Annotated in this window: 20 protein-coding genes; 18 read left to right on the top strand and 2 right to left on the bottom strand. The window is 71.1% G+C overall.

Going from position 1 to position 17,201, the window contains the following annotated elements; genetic code table 11:
• The first annotated feature begins 81 nt into the window (after positions 1-81).
• The 10 genes from secY (at position 82) to truA (ending at position 7,409) form a co-directional block, all read left to right on the top strand.
• Positions 82-1,395, top strand: coding sequence for a preprotein translocase subunit SecY (gene secY / locus ACIRPP_RS04855; protein ID WP_403638028.1), 1,314 nt, complete (start codon positions 82-84; stop codon positions 1,393-1,395).
• The gene (locus tag ACIRPP_RS04850) at positions 1,395-2,048 is read left to right on the top strand and encodes an adenylate kinase (RefSeq protein WP_403638026.1); all 654 of its coding nucleotides are present in this window, start codon (positions 1,395-1,397) and stop codon (positions 2,046-2,048) included. The genes secY and ACIRPP_RS04850 overlap by 1 nt, the downstream gene beginning before the upstream one ends.
• 141 nt (positions 2,049-2,189) lie before the next feature.
• Positions 2,190-3,026, top strand: a complete 837-nt coding sequence (gene map, locus ACIRPP_RS04845; protein ID WP_403638024.1) for a type I methionyl aminopeptidase — start codon at positions 2,190-2,192, stop codon at positions 3,024-3,026.
• A 158-nt stretch (positions 3,027-3,184) separates the two neighbouring features.
• Positions 3,185-3,406 (top strand): translation initiation factor IF-1, encoded by a 222-nt coding sequence (infA, locus tag ACIRPP_RS04840; protein WP_003948620.1) that lies wholly within the window; start codon positions 3,185-3,187, stop codon positions 3,404-3,406.
• A 60-nt stretch (positions 3,407-3,466) separates the two neighbouring features.
• Complete coding sequence (gene rpmJ, locus ACIRPP_RS04835) at positions 3,467-3,580, top strand: 50S ribosomal protein L36 (RefSeq protein WP_003974245.1); 114 nt, start codon at positions 3,467-3,469, stop codon at positions 3,578-3,580.
• A 191-nt stretch (positions 3,581-3,771) separates the two neighbouring features.
• Positions 3,772-4,152, top strand: a complete 381-nt coding sequence (gene rpsM, locus ACIRPP_RS04830; RefSeq protein ID WP_164332821.1) for a 30S ribosomal protein S13 — start codon at positions 3,772-3,774, stop codon at positions 4,150-4,152.
• 65 nt (positions 4,153-4,217) lie between these two features.
• The gene (rpsK, locus tag ACIRPP_RS04825; RefSeq protein WP_003948617.1) at positions 4,218-4,622 is read left to right on the top strand and encodes a 30S ribosomal protein S11; all 405 of its coding nucleotides are present in this window, start codon (positions 4,218-4,220) and stop codon (positions 4,620-4,622) included.
• A 145-nt stretch (positions 4,623-4,767) separates the two neighbouring features.
• On the top strand, positions 4,768-5,790 hold the full coding sequence (locus tag ACIRPP_RS04820) for a DNA-directed RNA polymerase subunit alpha (protein WP_003966937.1): 1,023 nt from the start codon (positions 4,768-4,770) through the stop codon (positions 5,788-5,790).
• A 151-nt stretch (positions 5,791-5,941) separates the two neighbouring features.
• A complete protein-coding gene (gene rplQ / locus ACIRPP_RS04815; protein WP_362090631.1) occupies positions 5,942-6,469 on the top strand; it encodes a 50S ribosomal protein L17 in 528 nt (175 codons plus the stop codon).
• A gap of 82 nt (positions 6,470-6,551) precedes the next feature.
• Positions 6,552-7,409, top strand: coding sequence for a tRNA pseudouridine(38-40) synthase TruA (gene truA / locus ACIRPP_RS04810; RefSeq protein ID WP_403638021.1), 858 nt, complete (start codon positions 6,552-6,554; stop codon positions 7,407-7,409).
• A 40-nt stretch (positions 7,410-7,449) separates the two neighbouring features.
• Here the strand turns inward: truA and ACIRPP_RS04805 are convergent, their stop codons facing one another.
• Positions 7,450-8,331, bottom strand: coding sequence for a hypothetical protein (locus ACIRPP_RS04805; RefSeq protein WP_403638019.1), 882 nt, complete (start codon positions 8,329-8,331; stop codon positions 7,450-7,452).
• Between the two features lie 550 nt (positions 8,332-8,881).
• Between ACIRPP_RS04805 and ACIRPP_RS04800 the strand changes: the two genes are divergently transcribed.
• The 4 genes from ACIRPP_RS04800 (at position 8,882) to glmM (ending at position 12,647) form a co-directional block, all read left to right on the top strand.
• A complete protein-coding gene (locus tag ACIRPP_RS04800; RefSeq protein ID WP_403638017.1) occupies positions 8,882-9,799 on the top strand; it encodes a hypothetical protein in 918 nt (305 codons plus the stop codon).
• Positions 9,800-9,983: 184 nt separating this feature from the next.
• The gene (gene rplM, locus ACIRPP_RS04795; protein ID WP_019526965.1) at positions 9,984-10,427 is read left to right on the top strand and encodes a 50S ribosomal protein L13; all 444 of its coding nucleotides are present in this window, start codon (positions 9,984-9,986) and stop codon (positions 10,425-10,427) included.
• A 42-nt stretch (positions 10,428-10,469) separates the two neighbouring features.
• Positions 10,470-10,982: a 30S ribosomal protein S9 gene (rpsI, locus tag ACIRPP_RS04790; RefSeq protein ID WP_164335014.1), complete on the top strand. Its 513-nt coding sequence runs from the start codon at positions 10,470-10,472 to the stop codon at positions 10,980-10,982.
• Between the two features lie 306 nt (positions 10,983-11,288).
• Entirely contained in the window at positions 11,289-12,647 is a 1,359-nt protein-coding gene (gene glmM / locus ACIRPP_RS04785) for a phosphoglucosamine mutase (RefSeq protein WP_360593576.1), read from the top strand.
• Between the two features lie 137 nt (positions 12,648-12,784).
• On the opposite strand, the gene coaA is transcribed toward glmM, so the two are convergent.
• The gene (coaA, locus tag ACIRPP_RS04780) at positions 12,785-13,753 is read right to left on the bottom strand and encodes a type I pantothenate kinase (protein ID WP_164337255.1); all 969 of its coding nucleotides are present in this window, start codon (positions 13,751-13,753) and stop codon (positions 12,785-12,787) included.
• A 240-nt stretch (positions 13,754-13,993) separates the two neighbouring features.
• Between coaA and ACIRPP_RS04775 the strand changes: the two genes are divergently transcribed.
• The 4 genes from ACIRPP_RS04775 (at position 13,994) to ACIRPP_RS04760 (ending at position 16,949) form a co-directional block, all read left to right on the top strand.
• Entirely contained in the window at positions 13,994-14,779 is a 786-nt protein-coding gene (locus tag ACIRPP_RS04775) for a hypothetical protein (protein WP_403638015.1), read from the top strand.
• A gap of 77 nt (positions 14,780-14,856) precedes the next feature.
• Positions 14,857-15,228 (top strand): holo-ACP synthase, encoded by a 372-nt coding sequence (locus ACIRPP_RS04770; RefSeq protein ID WP_192232466.1) that lies wholly within the window; start codon positions 14,857-14,859, stop codon positions 15,226-15,228.
• A 4-nt stretch (positions 15,229-15,232) separates the two neighbouring features.
• Positions 15,233-15,391, top strand: coding sequence for a hypothetical protein (locus ACIRPP_RS04765; protein WP_403638013.1), 159 nt, complete (start codon positions 15,233-15,235; stop codon positions 15,389-15,391).
• A gap of 124 nt (positions 15,392-15,515) precedes the next feature.
• Complete coding sequence (locus tag ACIRPP_RS04760; RefSeq protein ID WP_403638012.1) at positions 15,516-16,949, top strand: NAD(P)H-hydrate dehydratase; 1,434 nt, start codon at positions 15,516-15,518, stop codon at positions 16,947-16,949.
• Positions 16,950-17,201 lie beyond the last annotated feature (252 nt).

Below are 17,201 nucleotides of genomic sequence, written 5' to 3'. Positions count from 1 at the left end.
TGCCGTAACCTCGTCCCGCACACCATCACTTCCGTTCCGTCGTCTACCTCACGCGCACACGCGGGGGTCGCAGGAGGCACCGTGCTCACCGCGTTCGCCCGGGCGTTCAAGACGCCCGACCTGCGCAAGAAGCTGCTCTTCACGCTCGGCATCATCGTGGTGTACCGACTCGGTACGAATGTCCCGATCCCCGGTGTCGACTACCGTAATGTCCAGGCTTGCATCGACAACGCTGAGGCCAATCAGGGTCTGTTCGGTCTGGTCAACATGTTCAGCGGTGGTGCGCTGCTTCAGATCACGATCTTCGCCCTCGGCATCATGCCGTACATCACGGCGGCCATCATCCTGCAACTGCTGACCGTGGTGATCCCGCGCCTGGAAGCCCTGAAGAAGGAGGGCCAGGCCGGTACGGCGAAGATCACGCAGTACACCCGTTATCTGACGGTGGCGCTCGCCATCCTCCAGGGCACTGGTCTGGTGGCCACCGCCCGCAGTGGTGCTCTCTTCGAGAGGTGCCCCGTTGCGAACCAGATCGTGCCCGACCAGTCGGTCTTCGTGACCATCACCATGGTCATCACCATGACCGCCGGCACGGCCGTCGTGATGTGGCTCGGTGAGCTCATCACCGACCGCGGCGTGGGCAACGGCATGTCGATCCTGATGTTCATCTCGATCGCCGCGACCTTCCCCGCCGCCCTGTGGGCCATCAAGGAGCAGGGCAGCCTGGCGGACGGCTGGATCGAGTTCGGCACCGTGATGCTCGTCGGATTCGTGATGGTCGGCCTGGTCGTGTTCGTGGAGCAGGCCCAGCGCCGGATCCCCGTGCAGTACGCCAAGCGCATGATCGGCCGCCGTTCCTACGGCGGTACGTCGACCTACATCCCCCTGAAGGTGAACCAGGCCGGTGTGATCCCGGTCATCTTCGCCGCGTCCCTGCTCTACATCCCGGCCCTGATCGTGCAGTTCGCCGGGTCCACGTCCGGCTGGGCGACCTGGATCCAGAAGAATCTCGCGGATCCGTCCGCCACGGCGCACATCATTCTGTACTTCTTCCTCATCGTCTTCTTCGCGTTCTTCTACGTGGCGATCACCTTCAACCCCGAAGAAGTCGCGGACAACATGAAGAAGTATGGTGGCTTCATCCCGGGCATCCGGGCTGGCCGACCGACCGCTGAGTACCTGAGCTACGTACTCAACCGGATCACCTGGCCGGGTTCGCTGTATCTGGGCCTGATCTCTCTCGTGCCGACAATGGCGTTGGCTGGTTTCGGGGCGAACCAGAACTTCCCGTTCGGCGGGACCAGCATCCTGATCATCGTGGGTGTCGGTCTTGAGACGGTGAGGCAGATCGAGAGCCAGCTCCAGCAGCGCAATTACGAAGGGTTCCTCCGCTGATGCGAATCGTCCTCGTCGGGCCGCCGGGTGCCGGAAAGGGTACGCAGGCCACCCGCCTTGCCGAGAAACTGCGCATCCCGCACATCTCCACGGGTGATCTGTTCCGCGCCAACATCAGCCGGCAGACCGAGCTCGGGAAGCTGGCGAAGTCCTACATGGACGCGGGCAATCTCGTCCCCGACGAGGTCACCATCGCCATGGCCAAGGACCGCATGGAGCAGCCCGACGCCAAGGACGGCTTCCTGCTGGACGGCTTCCCCCGCAACGTCTCCCAGGCCGAGGCGCTCGACGAGCTGCTGACCACCGAGGGCATCAAGCTGGACGCGGTGCTCGACCTGGAGGCCCCCGAGGCCGAGGTGGTCAAGCGCATCGCGGGCCGGCGCATCTGCCGCAAAGACTCCAGCCACGTCTTCCACGTGAGCTACAGCCCGCCGAAGCAGGAGGGCGTCTGCGACCGCTGCGGCGGCGAGCTCTACCAGCGCGACGACGACTCCGAGGAGACCGTGCGCACGCGCCTGGAGGTCTACCACACGCAGACCGAGCCGATCATCGACTACTACAAGGCCCAGGGCCTCGTGGTGACGATCTCGGCCCTGGGACCGGTCGACGAGGTCACCGGTCGCGCGCTCGAGGCGCTGCGGCGCGACAAGTAGCCGTACGGGCCCGGCCGCGGTTCCCAGCGGGAGCCGCGGCCGAGCTGTGCGCGGGGGCGGGCGGAGTCCCCCGTATCGTTGAGGGTGTCCGCCGCCCCCGTCGAACCACCGGTACCCCCGGTCGAGAAAGGCCCTGGCACCATGGTGCAGATCAAGACCCCTGAGCAGATCGCCACAATGCGTGAGGCGGGGCTGGTCGTGGCCGCCATTCACGCGGCCACCCGCGAGGCCGCCGTCCCGGGGGCCACCACCAAGGACCTCGACGAGGCCGCCCGCAAGGTGCTGGCGGAGCACAACGCCAAGCCGAACTTCCTCGGCTACGGCGGCTTCCCCGCGACGATCTGCACCTCGGTCAACGAGGTCGTGGTGCACGGCATCCCCTCCGACGACGTCGTCCTCAAGGACGGCGACATCATTTCCATCGACTGCGGCGCGATCGTCGACGGCTGGCACGGCGACGCGGCCTTCACTGCCTTCGTCGGCTCCGGTCACTCCCCGGAGCTGGTGGAGCTGTCCCGGGTGACGGAGGAGTCGATGTGGGCCGGCATCGCGGCCATGAAGCAGGGCAACCGGCTCGTCGACATCTCCCGCGCCATCGAGACCTACATCCGCCGCCAGCCCAAGCCCGGCGGCGGCAAGTACGGGATCATCGAGGACTACGGCGGCCACGGCATCGGCACCGAGATGCACATGGACCCGCACCTGCTGAACTACGTCGACCGGCGCCGCGGCAGGGGCCCCAAGCTGGTGCCCGGCTTCTGCCTGGCCATCGAGCCGATGGTGTCCCTGGGCACCCCGAAGACGGAGGTCCTGTCGGACGACTGGACCGTCATCACCACCGACGGCACCTGGTCCTCGCACTGGGAGCACTCCGTCGCGCTGACCGAGCAGGGACCGCTGGTCCTCACCGCCCCGGACGGCGGCAAGGCCAAGCTGGCGGAGCTGGGCATCACGGCCGCCCCGGACCCGCTCGGTTAAAGATCTCCCGGGTGGGGCAGACTTCTCCGATTCGTGTTTCCGGGGGCCCTGACGTAGACTGACTCGTCGGCTCTTGTGCACCCGCATGTCCACATGCGCTCGGATCCCGAACGGTGCACGTCTGAGTTGATCAAGGTAGTCGATTCGAAGGGCGAAGCGTGGCCAAGAAGCAAGGTGCCATCGAGATCGAGGGCACTGTCGTCGAGTCTCTTCCGAACGCCATGTTCAAGGTCGAGCTCCAGAACGGCCACCAGGTCCTGGCACACATCAGCGGCAAGATGCGCATGCACTACATCCGCATCCTCCCTGACGACCGGGTCGTGGTGGAGCTGTCTCCGTACGACCTGACGCGTGGCCGGATCGTCTACCGGTACAAGTAGATCTTGCCCGCGCCCCGGTCCGCCGGGGTGATGGCACTGACCCGGAGAACCTCACATCCCATGAAGGTCAAGCCGAGCGTCAAGAAGATCTGCGACAAGTGCAGGGTGATCCGCCGTCACGGCCGGGTCATGGTCATCTGCGACAACCCGCGCCACAAGCAGCGCCAGGGCTGATCGCAGCACGTCCACCCTCTGCGTCTTTCCGCAGACTTCGCGCGACGCGAGCAACACACGTTCATACGCAGGTCCCGAGCCGCACGGCTCGACACCCCCGGCTCGGAGGCCGGGGACCCGGTCCGTACCTGGTACGGCGGGCTGGGATCCGGTCCTGTGGAAGACCTCCGACAACCAACTGGAGCCATTGAATGGCACGCGTTTCCGGTGTTGACATTCCGCGCGAAAAGCGCGTGGAGATCGCCCTCACCTACGTGTTCGGCATCGGCCGGACCCTTTCTCAGCAGACGCTGGCCGCCACCGGCGTCGACCCGAACACCCGCGTTCGCGACCTCTCCGAGGAGCAGCTCGTCGCGATCCGCGAGTACGTCGACAACAACCTCAAGACCGAGGGTGACCTTCGTCGCGAGATCCAGGCCGACATCCGCCGCAAGGTCGAGATCGGCACCTACCAGGGTCTGCGTCACCGTCGCGGTCTGCCCGTCCGCGGTCAGCGCACCAGCACCAACGCCCGCACCCGCAAGGGCCCGCGTCGCGCCATCGCCGGCAAGAAGAAGCCGGGCAAGAAGTAGTCCGCAGCGGACGCCTGTCCACGGTCTTCGCTGTAGGACCGACCACCTCCCGTAGGAGTTAAGAGATGCCCCCCAAGGGACGTCAGGGCGCTGCCAAGAAGGTGCGCCGCAAGGAAAAGAAGAACGTCGCTCACGGCCACGCGCACATCAAGAGCACGTTCAACAACACGATCGTGTCGATCACGGACCCGACCGGCAACGTGATCTCCTGGGCCTCCGCCGGCCACGTCGGCTTCAAGGGCTCCCGGAAGTCCACGCCGTTCGCCGCGCAGATGGCCGCCGAGTCGGCCGCCCGCCGCGCCCAGGAGCACGGCATGCGCAAGGTCGACGTGTTCGTCAAGGGTCCGGGCTCCGGTCGTGAGACCGCGATCCGCTCCCTGCAGGCCACGGGCCTCGAGGTCGGCTCCATCCAGGACGTCACCCCGACCCCGCACAACGGCTGCCGCCCGCCGAAGCGCCGCCGCGTCTGAGGCACCGGTTTCCTGAGGTTCCGGGCGGTACGGCTCGCAAGGGCCGTATCGCCCGTACCCTTGCAGTACCCGCACTTTTCACCGGGTGCGGTTTCCGTCGGACGTCAAATAGCGGGCGTCCACGAATGAAGGATCTGATCCACACATGCTGATCGCTCAGCGTCCCTCGTTGACCGAAGAGGTCGTCGACGAATTCCGCTCCCGGTTCGTGATCGAGCCGCTGGAGCCGGGCTTCGGCTACACCCTCGGCAACTCCCTCCGCCGCACCCTCCTGTCGTCGATCCCCGGCGCTGCTGTCACCAGCATCCGCATCGACGGCGTCCTGCACGAGTTCACCACCGTGCCGGGCGTCAAGGAGGACGTCACCGACCTGATCCTCAACATCAAGCAGCTGGTCGTCTCCTCGGAGCACGACGAGCCGGTCGTGATGTACCTGCGCAAGCAGGGCCCGGGTCTGGTCACCGCCGCCGACATCGCGCCGCCGGCCGGTGTCGAGGTGCACAACCCCGACCTCGTCCTCGCCACGCTCAACGGCAAGGGCAAGCTGGAGATGGAGCTGACCGTGGAGCGCGGTCGCGGCTACGTCTCCGCCGTGCAGAACAAGCAGGTGGGCCAGGAGATCGGCCGGATCCCGGTCGACTCGATCTACTCGCCGGTTCTCAAGGTCACCTACAAGGTCGAGGCGACCCGTGTCGAGCAGCGCACCGACTTCGACAAGCTGATCGTCGACGTCGAGACCAAGCAGGCCATGCGTCCGCGTGACGCCATGGCGTCGGCCGGAAAGACCCTGGTCGAGCTGTTCGGTCTGGCGCGCGAGCTCAACATCGACGCCGAGGGCATCGACATGGGCCCGTCCCCCACGGACGCCGCCCTCGCCGCCGACCTGGCGCTGCCGATCGAGGAGCTCGAGCTCACGGTCCGGTCGTACAACTGCCTCAAGCGTGAGGGCATCCACTCCGTGGGTGAGCTCGTCGCCCGTTCCGAGGCGGACCTCCTCGACATCCGCAACTTCGGTGCGAAGTCGATCGACGAGGTCAAGGCGAAGCTGGCGGGCATGGGGCTCGCGTTGAAAGACAGCCCGCCTGGATTCGACCCCACTGCCGCCGCGGACGCCTTCGGCGCGGACGACGACGCGGATGCCGGGTTCGTAGAGACCGAGCAGTACTGACTGCTCCGCGGAGGGGCCGCCGCAGGGCGGCCCGCCGCACCCTCCGGACAGGTTCCCCCGGGATCCTGTCCGGATCTCCGACAGGCGGCCGCCTGCTCGGATACTGACTCCGGTACCTGATACGGCCGGGGCAGACACACAGGAGAGAACCATGCCGAAGCCCACCAAGGGTGCCCGTATGGGCGGCAGCGCCGCGCACGAGAAGCTGATGCTCGCGAACCTCGCGAAGTCGCTCTTCGAGCACGGCCGCATCACCACCACCGAGGCCAAGGCGCGCAAGCTGCGTCCGTACGCCGAGCGTCTGGTCACCAAGGCGAAGAAGGGCGACCTTCACAACCGCCGTCAGGTGCTCCAGGTGATCACGGACAAGAGCATCGTCCACACGCTCTTCACCGAGATCGGCCCGCGGTACGAGAACCGTCCCGGTGGCTACACCCGCATCACCAAGATCGGTAACCGCCGTGGCGACAACGCGCCCATGGCCGTCATCGAGCTGGTCGAGGCCCTGACCGTCGCCCAGGAGGCCACCGGCGAGGCCGAGGCCGCCACGAAGCGTGCGGTCAAGGAAGACGCCCTCAAGAAGGACGAGGCCGCCGAGGCCCCGGCCGAGGACGCCAAGGCCGACCTGACCAAGGACGAGGCCGCCGAGGCCCCGGCCGAGGAGTCGAAGGACGCGTAAGGCGTTCCGCGGCCCCAGGGTCACGACGGGCCCGTTCCCTCCGGGGGGCGGGCCCGTTGCCGTGTTCTGAGAGGATGCCGAGGTGAGTGACGAAGTACAGCCCGGACACGTCCGCATCCGCCTCGACCTCTCCTACGACGGTGCCGCCTTCCACGGCTGGGCCAAGCAGGCCGGGGGCCGGCGGACGGTGCAGGGGGAGATCGAGGACGCGCTGTGGACCGTGACGCGGTCGGGGGAGCGGACGTACGAGCTGACCGTGGCCGGGCGCACCGACGCCGGGGTGCACGCGCGCGGCCAGGTGGCCCACGTGGACCTGCCCGCCGAGCTGTGGGAGGCGCACCGGGAGAAGCTGCTGAAGCGGCTCGCGGGACGGCTGCCGCGCGATGTGCGGATCTGGTCCCTCACCGAGGCTCCGGCGGGTTTCAACGCGCGGTTCTCCGCGATCTGGCGGCGCTACGCCTACCGGGTCACCGACCACCCGGGCGGGGTCGACCCGCTGCTGCGCGGCCACGTGCTGTGGCACGACTGGCCCCTGGACGTCGACGCCATGAACGAGGCGGCGCGGGGGCTGCTGGGGGAGCACGACTTCGCCGCCTACTGCAAGCGGCGCGAGGGCGCGACGACCATCCGCATGCTCCAGGAGCTGAGCCTTCAGCGGGGCGCGGACGGGGTGATCACGGCGACGGTGCGGGCCGACGCCTTCTGCCACAACATGGTGCGCTCGCTCATCGGCGCGCTGCTGTTCGTGGGGGACGGCCACCGCCCGCCGGACTGGCCCGGCAAGGTGCTGGCGGCGGGCGTACGGGACTCGGCCGTGCATGTCGTCCGGCCGCACGGGCTGACCCTTGAGGAGGTCGGCTACCCGGCGGACGAGCTGCTGGCCGCCCGCAACAAGGAGGCCCGCAACCGGCGTTCGCTGCCCTCGGCGGGCTGCTGCTGAGCCACGGGGCCGGAGGCTTCCGCCGGGCCGGCCCCCGAGGTCATCCGTTGGCCGCTGCCGACGCCTGCGCCTCGCCCCGGCGGCGAATCTGACGGAACGTGAATTCCGCGAGGTCGTCGCCCGCGGCGAACACCACGCTGTCCTTCTCCTTCACGTCCTTGCCGTCGGTGAACCCGGACAGGGTGAAGTAGGCGTAGCGGCCGACGGAGTTGGTGGTCGAGCGGCAGACCGCGCCGTCGCAGAACTCCTTGACGCCGCCGCCCGCGAGGGACTTGACGATGCTTCGTTTGTCCGCCTGCTGCTTCGCCTTGGCCGCCTGAGCCTCGGTGTCGAACACCGCTACGCCCACCGTCACCGCGACGTCGTCCTTGGTGTAGGTGACACGCATCAGGCGCGTGCAGTCGTTGTCCGTCAGCACCTTGGGGAGGGTGGCCTTCGCCGCGGAGCCGCAGTTGCGGGTGTCGGCCGTCGGGCCCTTCTTGTACACCGTCTCGCCCATGGTGAGCTGGGTGCCGGGGAAGAGGACGTCCGGGGCCAGGGGCGCCCGGTCCTTCTTCGCGCTGGCGATGAAGTCGGCGGGATCCAGAGGCGGCGGGGCGCTCGTCGGGGCGAACGAGGGCACCGTGGCCTCGGCGCTCGGGATCGTGGCGACGCCGGGGAGCTGGGACGACGGTCCGCCCGCGGTCCGGTTGTCACCGTTTGCGGAGACGACGGCCACCGCAACGGCCGTGCCTATCGCGACGGTGGCGAGCGCGCCTGAGCCGATGAAGAACAGCCGGCGCCGCTTGTGACGGGCCTCGGAGGCGTCGGCGAGCGCGGCCCAGTCGGGTGACTGGCCCGAGCCGCCGCTGTTCCAGGGCTGCTGAGACTGCGGTTTCCAGGGATCCCACTGCGGTTGAGGTCCCCCCTGCCCATAACTCATGGGGCGCATCTTAGACGGGGCGCGAGGTGTGCTGTTCCGCCTCAACGAGCCGTGCAGCCCTTAGCGTTGCCCGCATGACGACGGGCAAAAGCGACATCTGCGGGTGGTTGGTGCGACCCGTTCGCGGGCTCCCGGGGGCGGCGTCCGGGGCGCGGGTGCCGGCACCGGGCGCGCACGCGGGGCGTGTGACCTCGGGCGGAGGCGGCGGGGGCGCCCGCGCCGGAGCTCTCGCCGGGGCGCGACGGGCCGGTGGCGCGCCGTATGACGAGGCGCACGTCCGTCGTCGGCGGAACGGATCGCGCCGCACCGTTTTGCGGGCCTTGCGGGCCTTGCGGGCCTTGCGGGACCCGGCCGGCCCGGCGGCCGGTCCATCGCGTGTGCCGACCGGGATCCTGCCGCGGCGGGCATGCGCGACGGGGCGGGCGGGGGAGCCTGGTCCGGTGCGGCGGGCGCGCGTGACGCGACCGGCGGGTCCCGCGCGCCAGGCGCCGCAGCGGGGTCCGGCATGGCCGGGTGTCCGGTCGTGACGGCGGCGGCCGCGGTGGCGGCTGTGCCGGACGCGACCGCCGGAGTGACGGCCGCGGCGGCCGTGCTGGCGCTGCCCCTGTGTCTGCTGCTCGCGAGCCGGGGCGGGTGGGTGGTGGCGGGTGCGGTGCTCGGCGCGGCCGTGGCGCGGGAGCCGCTGCTCGCGCCGGCGGTGCTGCTGTTCGTGTTCGCGCACCGGTGGCGGGCGCTCGGGGCGCTGCTGCTGGTGCACACGGCACTGCTCCTGCCGGGCCCGCCGGCCCTGCTGTCCGGCGGCCTGCCGTCGCCCTCCGGCCTCTGGGGGTCCTCCGCGCCCTTCGCTTCCTTCGCTCTCCTGGATCCCTCCGCTTTCCCGGATCCCTCCGCTCTCCTTGATCCCTTCGGCCCGTATCCGGCGCTGCCCGCCGGGGCGGCGGAGGTCTGGCCGGCGCCGGGTCTGCCGCCGACGGCCGCCTGGGGTCTCACGCTGCTCGTCGCGGCAGCCGGCGTCGTGTGCGCCCACCGGCGCTGGCACGGGCCGGGGCCGGTGGGGCTGCGGCTGGTGGAGACGGCGACGGGGCTGATGCTGTCGGCGTTCCTCGTCCTGCGGCCCTCCCTCCGCGACCACCTGCTGGTCCTGGGGCCGCTGCTGCTGGCGGGCCTCCCGTACGCCGGGTCGGCGGCCCGGCGCCCCTGGTTCTGGCTGGCGCTGGTGCCGCAGCTGCCCGGGCTGACGCTGCCCGGACCCCGGCCCGGGCGACGGCGTGCGCGCGGGCGTGCGGTCGCGTGGTGCGCCCTCCGGGCGGCCGGGGCGCGCCGGTGTCCGCCCCCCGGGGACGGCGTGCCTGTACGGACCCGGCCGGGGCGGCGTACCGTGGGTGTACCGGCGTGGGGCGCCGGTGCCGGGGCCGCACGGCCGACCGGCCCTGGCCCCGTTTTGACCCGTCCGGCCGAGGACGGGTAGTCTGCAGGTTCGTTATGTGTATTGGCTTGCTCATTCTCACGTGAGGGGCCCTTACACCGGTCCACCGGGCCGATGACCAGCGACCAGCACGCGGTTTGCGTCACCGCTGTGCGGTCAGGGCTGTCGTGATCGTCTTCGGTGACCTTGTCAGGACCATTCACTGAAGAAGCGAAGGCTACGAACCGTGCGTACGTACAGCCCCAAGCCCGGCGATGTGACGCGCCAGTGGCACGTCATCGATGCTCAGGACGTCGTCCTGGGTCGTCTGGCCTCCACTGCGGCCTCCATCCTGCGCGGCAAGCACAAGCCGATCTACGCCCCTCACGTCGACACCGGTGACTTCGTCATCATCATCAACGCCGACAAGGTGCACCTCTCCGGCAACAAGCGGACCCAGAAGATGGCGTACCGCCACTCGGGCTACCCGGGCGGTCTGCGGTCCGTCCGCTACGACGAGCTGCTGGCGAAGAACCCCGAGAAGGCCATCGAGAAGGCCGTCAAGGGCATGCTCCCCAAGAACACCCTGGGCCGTCAGATGCTCTCGAAGCTGAAGGTCTACTCGGGCGACCAGCACCCGCACGCTGCCCAGCAGCCGGTGCCGTTCGAGATCACCCAGGTCGCGCAGTAAGTCCGGCCACCCCCTAAGACTGAACAGAATCTGAGGAGCATCGTGGCCGAGACCACTGCCGAGCAGCCGCTCGAAGAGCTTGACATCGACAGCTACACCACCGAGTCCGAGGCCCCCGTCGAGGGCGAGTACACCTCGGAGTCCATGGCCTCCCGCTTCGGCGAGCCGCAGCCGGCCGCCGGCCTGGGCCGTCGCAAGAACGCCATCGCCCGCGTCCGGATCGTTCCGGGCTCCGGCAAGTGGAAGATCAACGGTCGCACCCTCGAGGACTACTTCCCGAACAAGGTGCACCAGCAGGAAGTCAACGAGCCCTTCAAGGTGCTCGAGCTCGAGGGCCGCTACGACGTCATCGCCCGCATCGCGGGCGGCGGAGTCTCCGGTCAGGCCGGTGCGCTCCGTCTCGGTGTCGCCCGTGCGCTGAACGAGGCCGACGTCGACAACAACCGCGGCCCGCTCAAGAAGGCCGGCTTCCTGCGCCGCGACGACCGTGCGGTCGAGCGGAAGAAGGCCGGTCTGAAGAAGGCCCGCAAGGCCCCGCAGTACAGCAAGCGCTAGTCGCAGCTGGCACCAGCAGGTACTCCGAACGCCCCGGCGGCACGCCTTTGTGCCGCCGGGGCGTTCGTTTCTTCACCACCGCGGGCGTATAACGACACAAGGCGCTCAAACGCTAATGTGATCGGATGGTCGGGCCCGTCATGGCCACGGATGCGCGAGCCGCACACGCATCGCGACCGCCGAACACATCACATCTTTCGTCAGCGGCACAACCGTCGAACGCGCGGGCAGGTCCAACGCCCCGGCACGGCCGGGGACGTCACCACGGCACGGTCTTTCGACACTGACGCTTCCTCAGGAGGACAAGTGGGACGACTCTTCGGCACGGACGGCGTGCGTGGCGTCGCCAACGCGGGCCTGACGGCGGAGATGGCGCTGGGCCTCTCCGTGGCCGCCGCGCACGTACTGGCCGAGGCGGGCACCTTCGCGGGTCATCGCCCGACCGCCGTGGTGGGACGTGACCCGCGCGCATCCGGGGAGTTCCTGGAGGCCGCCGTGGTCGCCGGTCTCGCCAGCGCGGGCGTGGACGTGCTGCGGGTCGGCGTGCTGCCGACGCCCGCGGTCGCCCACCTCACCGGCGCGCTCGGCGCCGACCTGGGCGTGATGCTCTCCGCCAGCCACAACGCCATGCCGGACAACGGCATCAAGTTCTTCGCGCGCGGCGGCCACAAACTGGCCGACGAACTGGAGGACCGCATCGAGGCCGTGTACGACGAGCACCGCACCGGCGCGCCCTGGGACCGCCCGACCGGCGCGGGCGTCGGCCGCGTGCGGGACTACGCGGAGGGCCTCGACACCTACGTCTCCCACCTCGTCGGCGTCCTGCCGAACCGGTTGGACGGCTTGCGGATCGTCCTCGACGAGGCGCACGGTGCCGCCTCCCGCGTCTCGCCGGAGGCCTTCGCGCGGGCCGGAGCCGAGGTCGTCACCATCGGTGCCGAGCCGGACGGGCTGAACATCAACGACGGCTGCGGCTCCACCCACCTCGACCGGCTCAAGGCCGCCGTCGTGGAGCACGGGGCCGCCTTCGGCATCGCCCACGACGGCGACGCCGACCGCTGCCTGGCCGTCGACCACACCGGTGAGGAGGTCGACGGGGACCAGATCCTCGCCGTGCTCGCCCTGGCGATGCGGGAGCGTTCCGCCCTGCGCTCCGACACCGTCGTCGCGACCGTGATGTCGAACCTCGGCTTCAAGCTGGCCATGGAGCGCGAGGGCATCCGGCTCGTGCAGACCGCCGTCGGCGACCGGTACGTGCTGGAGGAGATGAAGCGCAACGGCTACGCCCTCGGCGGCGAGCAGTCCGGCCACGTGATCATCCTGGACCACGCCACCACCGGCGACGGCACGCTCACCGGACTGCTGCTGGCGGCACGGGTCGCCGAGACCGGGCGCCCGCTGCGGGAGCTGGCCTCGGTGATGGAGCGGCTGCCACAGGTGCTCATCAACGTGCCGGACGTGGACAAGTCCCGGGTGAAGACCTCCGAGGAACTCGCCGCGGCCGTCACGGACGCCGAGCAGGAGCTGGGTGCCACCGGCCGCGTCCTGCTGCGCCCCTCGGGCACGGAGCCGCTGGTCCGGGTGATGGTGGAGGCCGCCGACATCGACCAGGCCCGCTCCGTGGCCGGCCGTCTCGCGGACGCGGTCAAGTCGGCCCTGGGCTGACCCGCACACCAGCCTCACCGGCCGGGCCGGGCCTGCCCCGGCCGGGGACGGCGGGCGGACGCCCGGCCCGGGCCGGGCCCGGGCCGGGCGCCCCGGCGCCCCCGCCGTGCGGGCCGGAACGCCCGCCGGGCCCGCCGTCAGAGTTTGCGCAGGCGCAGGCGCTGCACCTTGTGGTCCGGGCCCTTGCGCACGATGAGGGTCGCCCGGCCGCGGGTGGGGGCGATGTTCTCCACCAGGTTCGGCTTGTTGATGGTGCGCCACATGGTGCGGGCGTAGTCGAGGGCCTCCTCCTCCGCCACCTGGGTGTAGCGGCGGAAGTAGGACGAGGGGTCCTGGAAGGCCGTCTCGCGCAGCCGCTTGAAGCGGTTGAGGTACCAGCGCTCGATGTCCTCGGTCCGGGCGTCCACGTACACGCTGAAGTCGAAGTAGTCGGCGAGCCCGACCCGGGTCCGGCCGTCCTTGCCGGGCAGCGCGGGCTGCAGGACGTTGAGCCCTTCGACGATCAGGATGTCCGGGCGGCGCACCGTGAGCACCTCGCCGGGCACGATGTCGTAGATCAGGTGGGAGTAGACCGGCGCGGTGACCTCGTCCTTGCCGGCCTTGATGTCGGCGACGAACCGGGTGAGCGCGCGGCGGTCGTAGGACTCGGGGAAGCCCTTGCGGGACATCAGGCCGCGGGCCTGGAGCTCCTTGGTGGGCAGCAGGAACCCGTCGGTCGTCACCAACTCCACGCGGGGGTGCTCGGGCCAGCGGGAGAGCAGTGCCCGCAGCAGGCGGGCGACGGTGGACTTGCCCACGGCCACCGATCCGGCGACCCCTATGACGAAGGGCGTGCCGGCCTGGGAGCCCTGCTCGCCGAGGAAGGTGTTCAGCGCGCCCCGCAGGCCGTCCGTGGCGCCCACGTAGAGGTTGAGCAGCCGGGACAGCGGCAGGTAGATGTCCCGCACCTCGTCGAGGTCGATGACGTCACCGAGCCCGCGCAGCTGCTCCACCTCGTCGGCCGTCAGCGGCAGCGGTGTCTTCTCGCGCAGCGCACTCCACTCCGCACGGGTGAGGTCCACGTACGGGGACGCCTCCGGCCGCTGCCGGTGGGCGTTGCGAGACATCGAGGAGACCGGTGAGATCACAGTCCATTGTTAACGGAGTTCGAACGGGACGGTGGGTGGGGTGCGTCACGCGCGCGCCGCGGAGCGGTGCGGGACCCGCCCCCCCCGGGGGCTGCGTGATCACGCCGACGTCACGGTCGGATACCGGATGGTTCATTCCTTGATCATTTATGGGTTTCCCGTGCCTAAGGTGCGCACACGCTTGCGGAGTTGTCCGCACTGTCCCGAAGAGAGCCCATAGTGAAGTCCACCGCCGTCCGCCGTACCGCGCTCGCCGCCTCCGCCGCGGCCCTCGCCCTGCTCGCCACCGCCTGCGGCGGATCCGACGACAAGGGCGACGAGGGCAAGGGCGACGCCCCGTCCGCCGCCTCGTCCTCGCCCGCCGCCGCGGCCAAGACGCTGACCGCCGCCGAACTGGAGAAGGCGGGCCTGGTCCAGGCCGACGTCAAGGACGGCAAGGTGGTCACCAAGCTGCCCGCCACGGACGACGCGGCCGCCGACCAGGTCACCACCGAGGACGCCACCTGCCTGCCGCTCGCCCGGCTCCAGAGCGGCGTGCCGGTCGGTTCCCCGGCGGCGACGGTGAAGCGGTCCTGGACCGGCACGCCGGAGAAGCCCGCCGCGGACGCCGACCCGCAGGAGGCGCTGCTGGCCGGCCTCGGCGGGGGCAAGGTGCTGATCACCCTCGCCTCCTACGAGGACGGCGGCGCCGAGCAGGTGATCAAGGACGTCGACGCCGCCCTGAAGAAGTGCGCCGGCGGCTACACGTACACCGCGGTCGGTGAGAAGACCAAGACGGTGAAGGTCACCACGACGGACGAGCCGAAGGGCGCCGACGAGGGCCGCTCCATCACGGCGGACATGGACCTCGACGAGGGCGTGCAGGCGCCCATGAAGATGGTCGTCGCCCGCAAGGGCTCCACGGTCGTCTCCTTCGCCGCCGTCGACTTCGCGGCCCTCGCCCAGGGCAAGGACTTCGACTTCCCGGCCGAGATCTCGGACGCCCAGCTGGCCAAGCTGAACTGACCCGAACGCGCCGGCGCGCCCGGCGGGACGGGGTCTCCCGCTCCCGCCGCGGCGCGCCGCGGCCGTACAGTGCCCGCATGAGCATCATCGGAGTCGGCATCGACGTCGCCGAGATCGCCCGGTTCGAGGCGTCGTTGGAACGCACGCCGGCACTGGCTCAACGCCTCTTCGTCGAGAGCGAGTTGCTGCTGGCAGGCGGTGAGCGGCGGGGCGTCGCCTCGCTCGCCGCGCGGTTCGCCGCCAAGGAGGCGCTGGCCAAGGCCCTGGGGGCACCCGGCGGCCTGCACTGGACCGACGCCGAGATCTACTGCGAGGACAGCGGCCGGCCCCGGATCCGGGTGCGCGGCACCGTGGCCGCGCGGGCCGCCGAGCTCGGCGTCCGGTCCTGGCACGTGTCGCTCAGCCACGACGCGGGCGTGGCCTCCGCGGTCGTCGTGGCCGAGGGCTGACGGCATGCACGGACGGCCGGCCCCGGGCGGGGGCGATCTCCCGCTGGCCTTCCCGGGCGTGGCGGTCGACCTGCCGGTCTGGGGCGAGGCGATGCTCGTCGTCGCGGCCGCGCTGAGCATCCTCTTCGCGCTGCTCCGGCTGAGACGCAACCGGCGCCGGTAGCCGGACGGGCAAGGACCCACTGGAGGGCAGCCGACGTCCGCTTCCGCTGCCGTCCCGTTCCGACGGCCGCGCGCCCGCCGCCGGTTCCGGGAGCCGGGGCGGCCGGTGCGGGAGACTCGGACACATGCGTACTGCGTACAGCGTGGAGACGGTCAGAGCGGCGGAGCGGGACCTGATGGCGCGGTTGCCGGAGGGGGCGCTGATGCAGCGCGCCGCCGCCGGACTCGCCGCGGCCTGCGCCGAGTTGGCGGGGCGGGTCTACGGCAGCCGGGTGGTGCTGCTGGTCGGCAGCGGGGACAACGGCGGCGACGCCCTGTACGCCGGTGCCCGGCTGGCCCGGCGAGGCGCGGGCGTCACCGCGGTGCTGCTCGCTCCCGAACGCACCCACGCCGGGGGGCTCGCGGCGCTGCGCCGGGCGGGCGGCCGGGCGGTGGGCGCGGAGGGGGCCGTGAACCTGGTCGAGCGGGCGGATCTGGTCGTCGACGGCATCGTCGGGATCGGCGGCAGGGGCGGACTCCGGCCCGAGGCGGTGCCCCTCGCGGAGGCGGCCGCGCGGTCGCGCGGCGCGGTGGTCGCCGTGGACCTGCCGAGCGGCGTCGACGCCGACACCGGGGAGGTGCACGGGACGGCAGTCCGCGCCGACCTCACGGTGACGTTCGGGACGCACAAGCCGGGGCTGCTGATCGACCCCGCGCGGGAGTACGCCGGGTCGGTGCGGCTCGTCGACATCGGCCTGACCCTGCCGGCCGAACCGGAACTGGAGGCACTCCAGCACGCCGACGTGGCCCGGCTCCTGCCCGTGCCGGGCGCCGAGAGCGACAAGTACCGCCGGGGCGTCGTGGGCGTCGCCGCCGGTTCCGCCCGCTACCCCGGCGCCGCCGTGCTCGCCGTCGCCGGGGCGCTGCGGGGCGGCGCGGGCGCCGTGCGGTACGTCGGCCCCGCCGGCCGGGCGGTGATCGCCAGTTTCCCCGAGACGCTGGTGTCCGAGGGGGGACCCGCGCACGCCGGCCGGGTCCAGGCGTGGGTGGTGGGTCCCGGGGCGGGGGAGGACGCGGCGACCGTGGCGGAGGTGCTGGCCGCCGACGTGCCGGTGCTGATCGACGCGGACGGGCTGCGGCTGGCCGACCCGGACGCCGTACGGGACCGGCGCGCCCCGACCCTGATGACCCCGCATGCGGGGGAGGCCGCCGCGCTGCTCGGCGTCGAACGCCGGGAGGTCGAGGCCGGGCGGCTGCGCGCAGTCCGCGAACTGGCCGCGCGGTACCGGGCGACCGTGCTCCTGAAGGGCTCCACGACGCTCGTGGCCGCCGCGGACGGCGGCGCCCTACGAGTGAACCCGACCGGCACCTCCTGGCTGGCCACGGCGGGCAGCGGGGACGTGCTGTCCGGGCTCGCCGGCTCCCTGCTGGCGGCGGGACTGTCCCCGCTGGACGCGGGCAGTGTCGCGGCGTACCTGCACGGCCTGGCAGGCCGGTTCGCGGCGGACGGGGCGCCGGTGGGCGCGCAGGACGTGGCGGGTGCGCTCACCGAGGCGTGGCGGGACGTGGCCCACGGCTGAGGGGCGGGCGCCCGGCCCGAGCCGCGCCTGGCTTGGGCCCGTCCCCGGCCGGAGCCGTGCTCGGCCCGGACCGTCCCCATGGCCCGAGCTGTCCTCATGGCCTGAGCCGCCCCGGCCCGGACCGTCCTCACGCCCGAGCCGCTTCCGGTCCGAGCCGCGCCTGGCTTGAGCCCGTCCCCGGCCGGAGCCGTGCTCGGCCCGGACCGTCCCCATGGCCCGAGCTGTCCTCATGGCCTGAGCCGCCCCGGCCCG

It is taken from the genome of Streptomyces sp. NPDC101219, from assembly GCF_044767675.1.
GTDB lineage: Bacteria > Actinomycetota > Actinomycetes > Streptomycetales > Streptomycetaceae > Streptomyces.
This window is presented reverse-complemented; position numbering and strand designations above follow the sequence as displayed.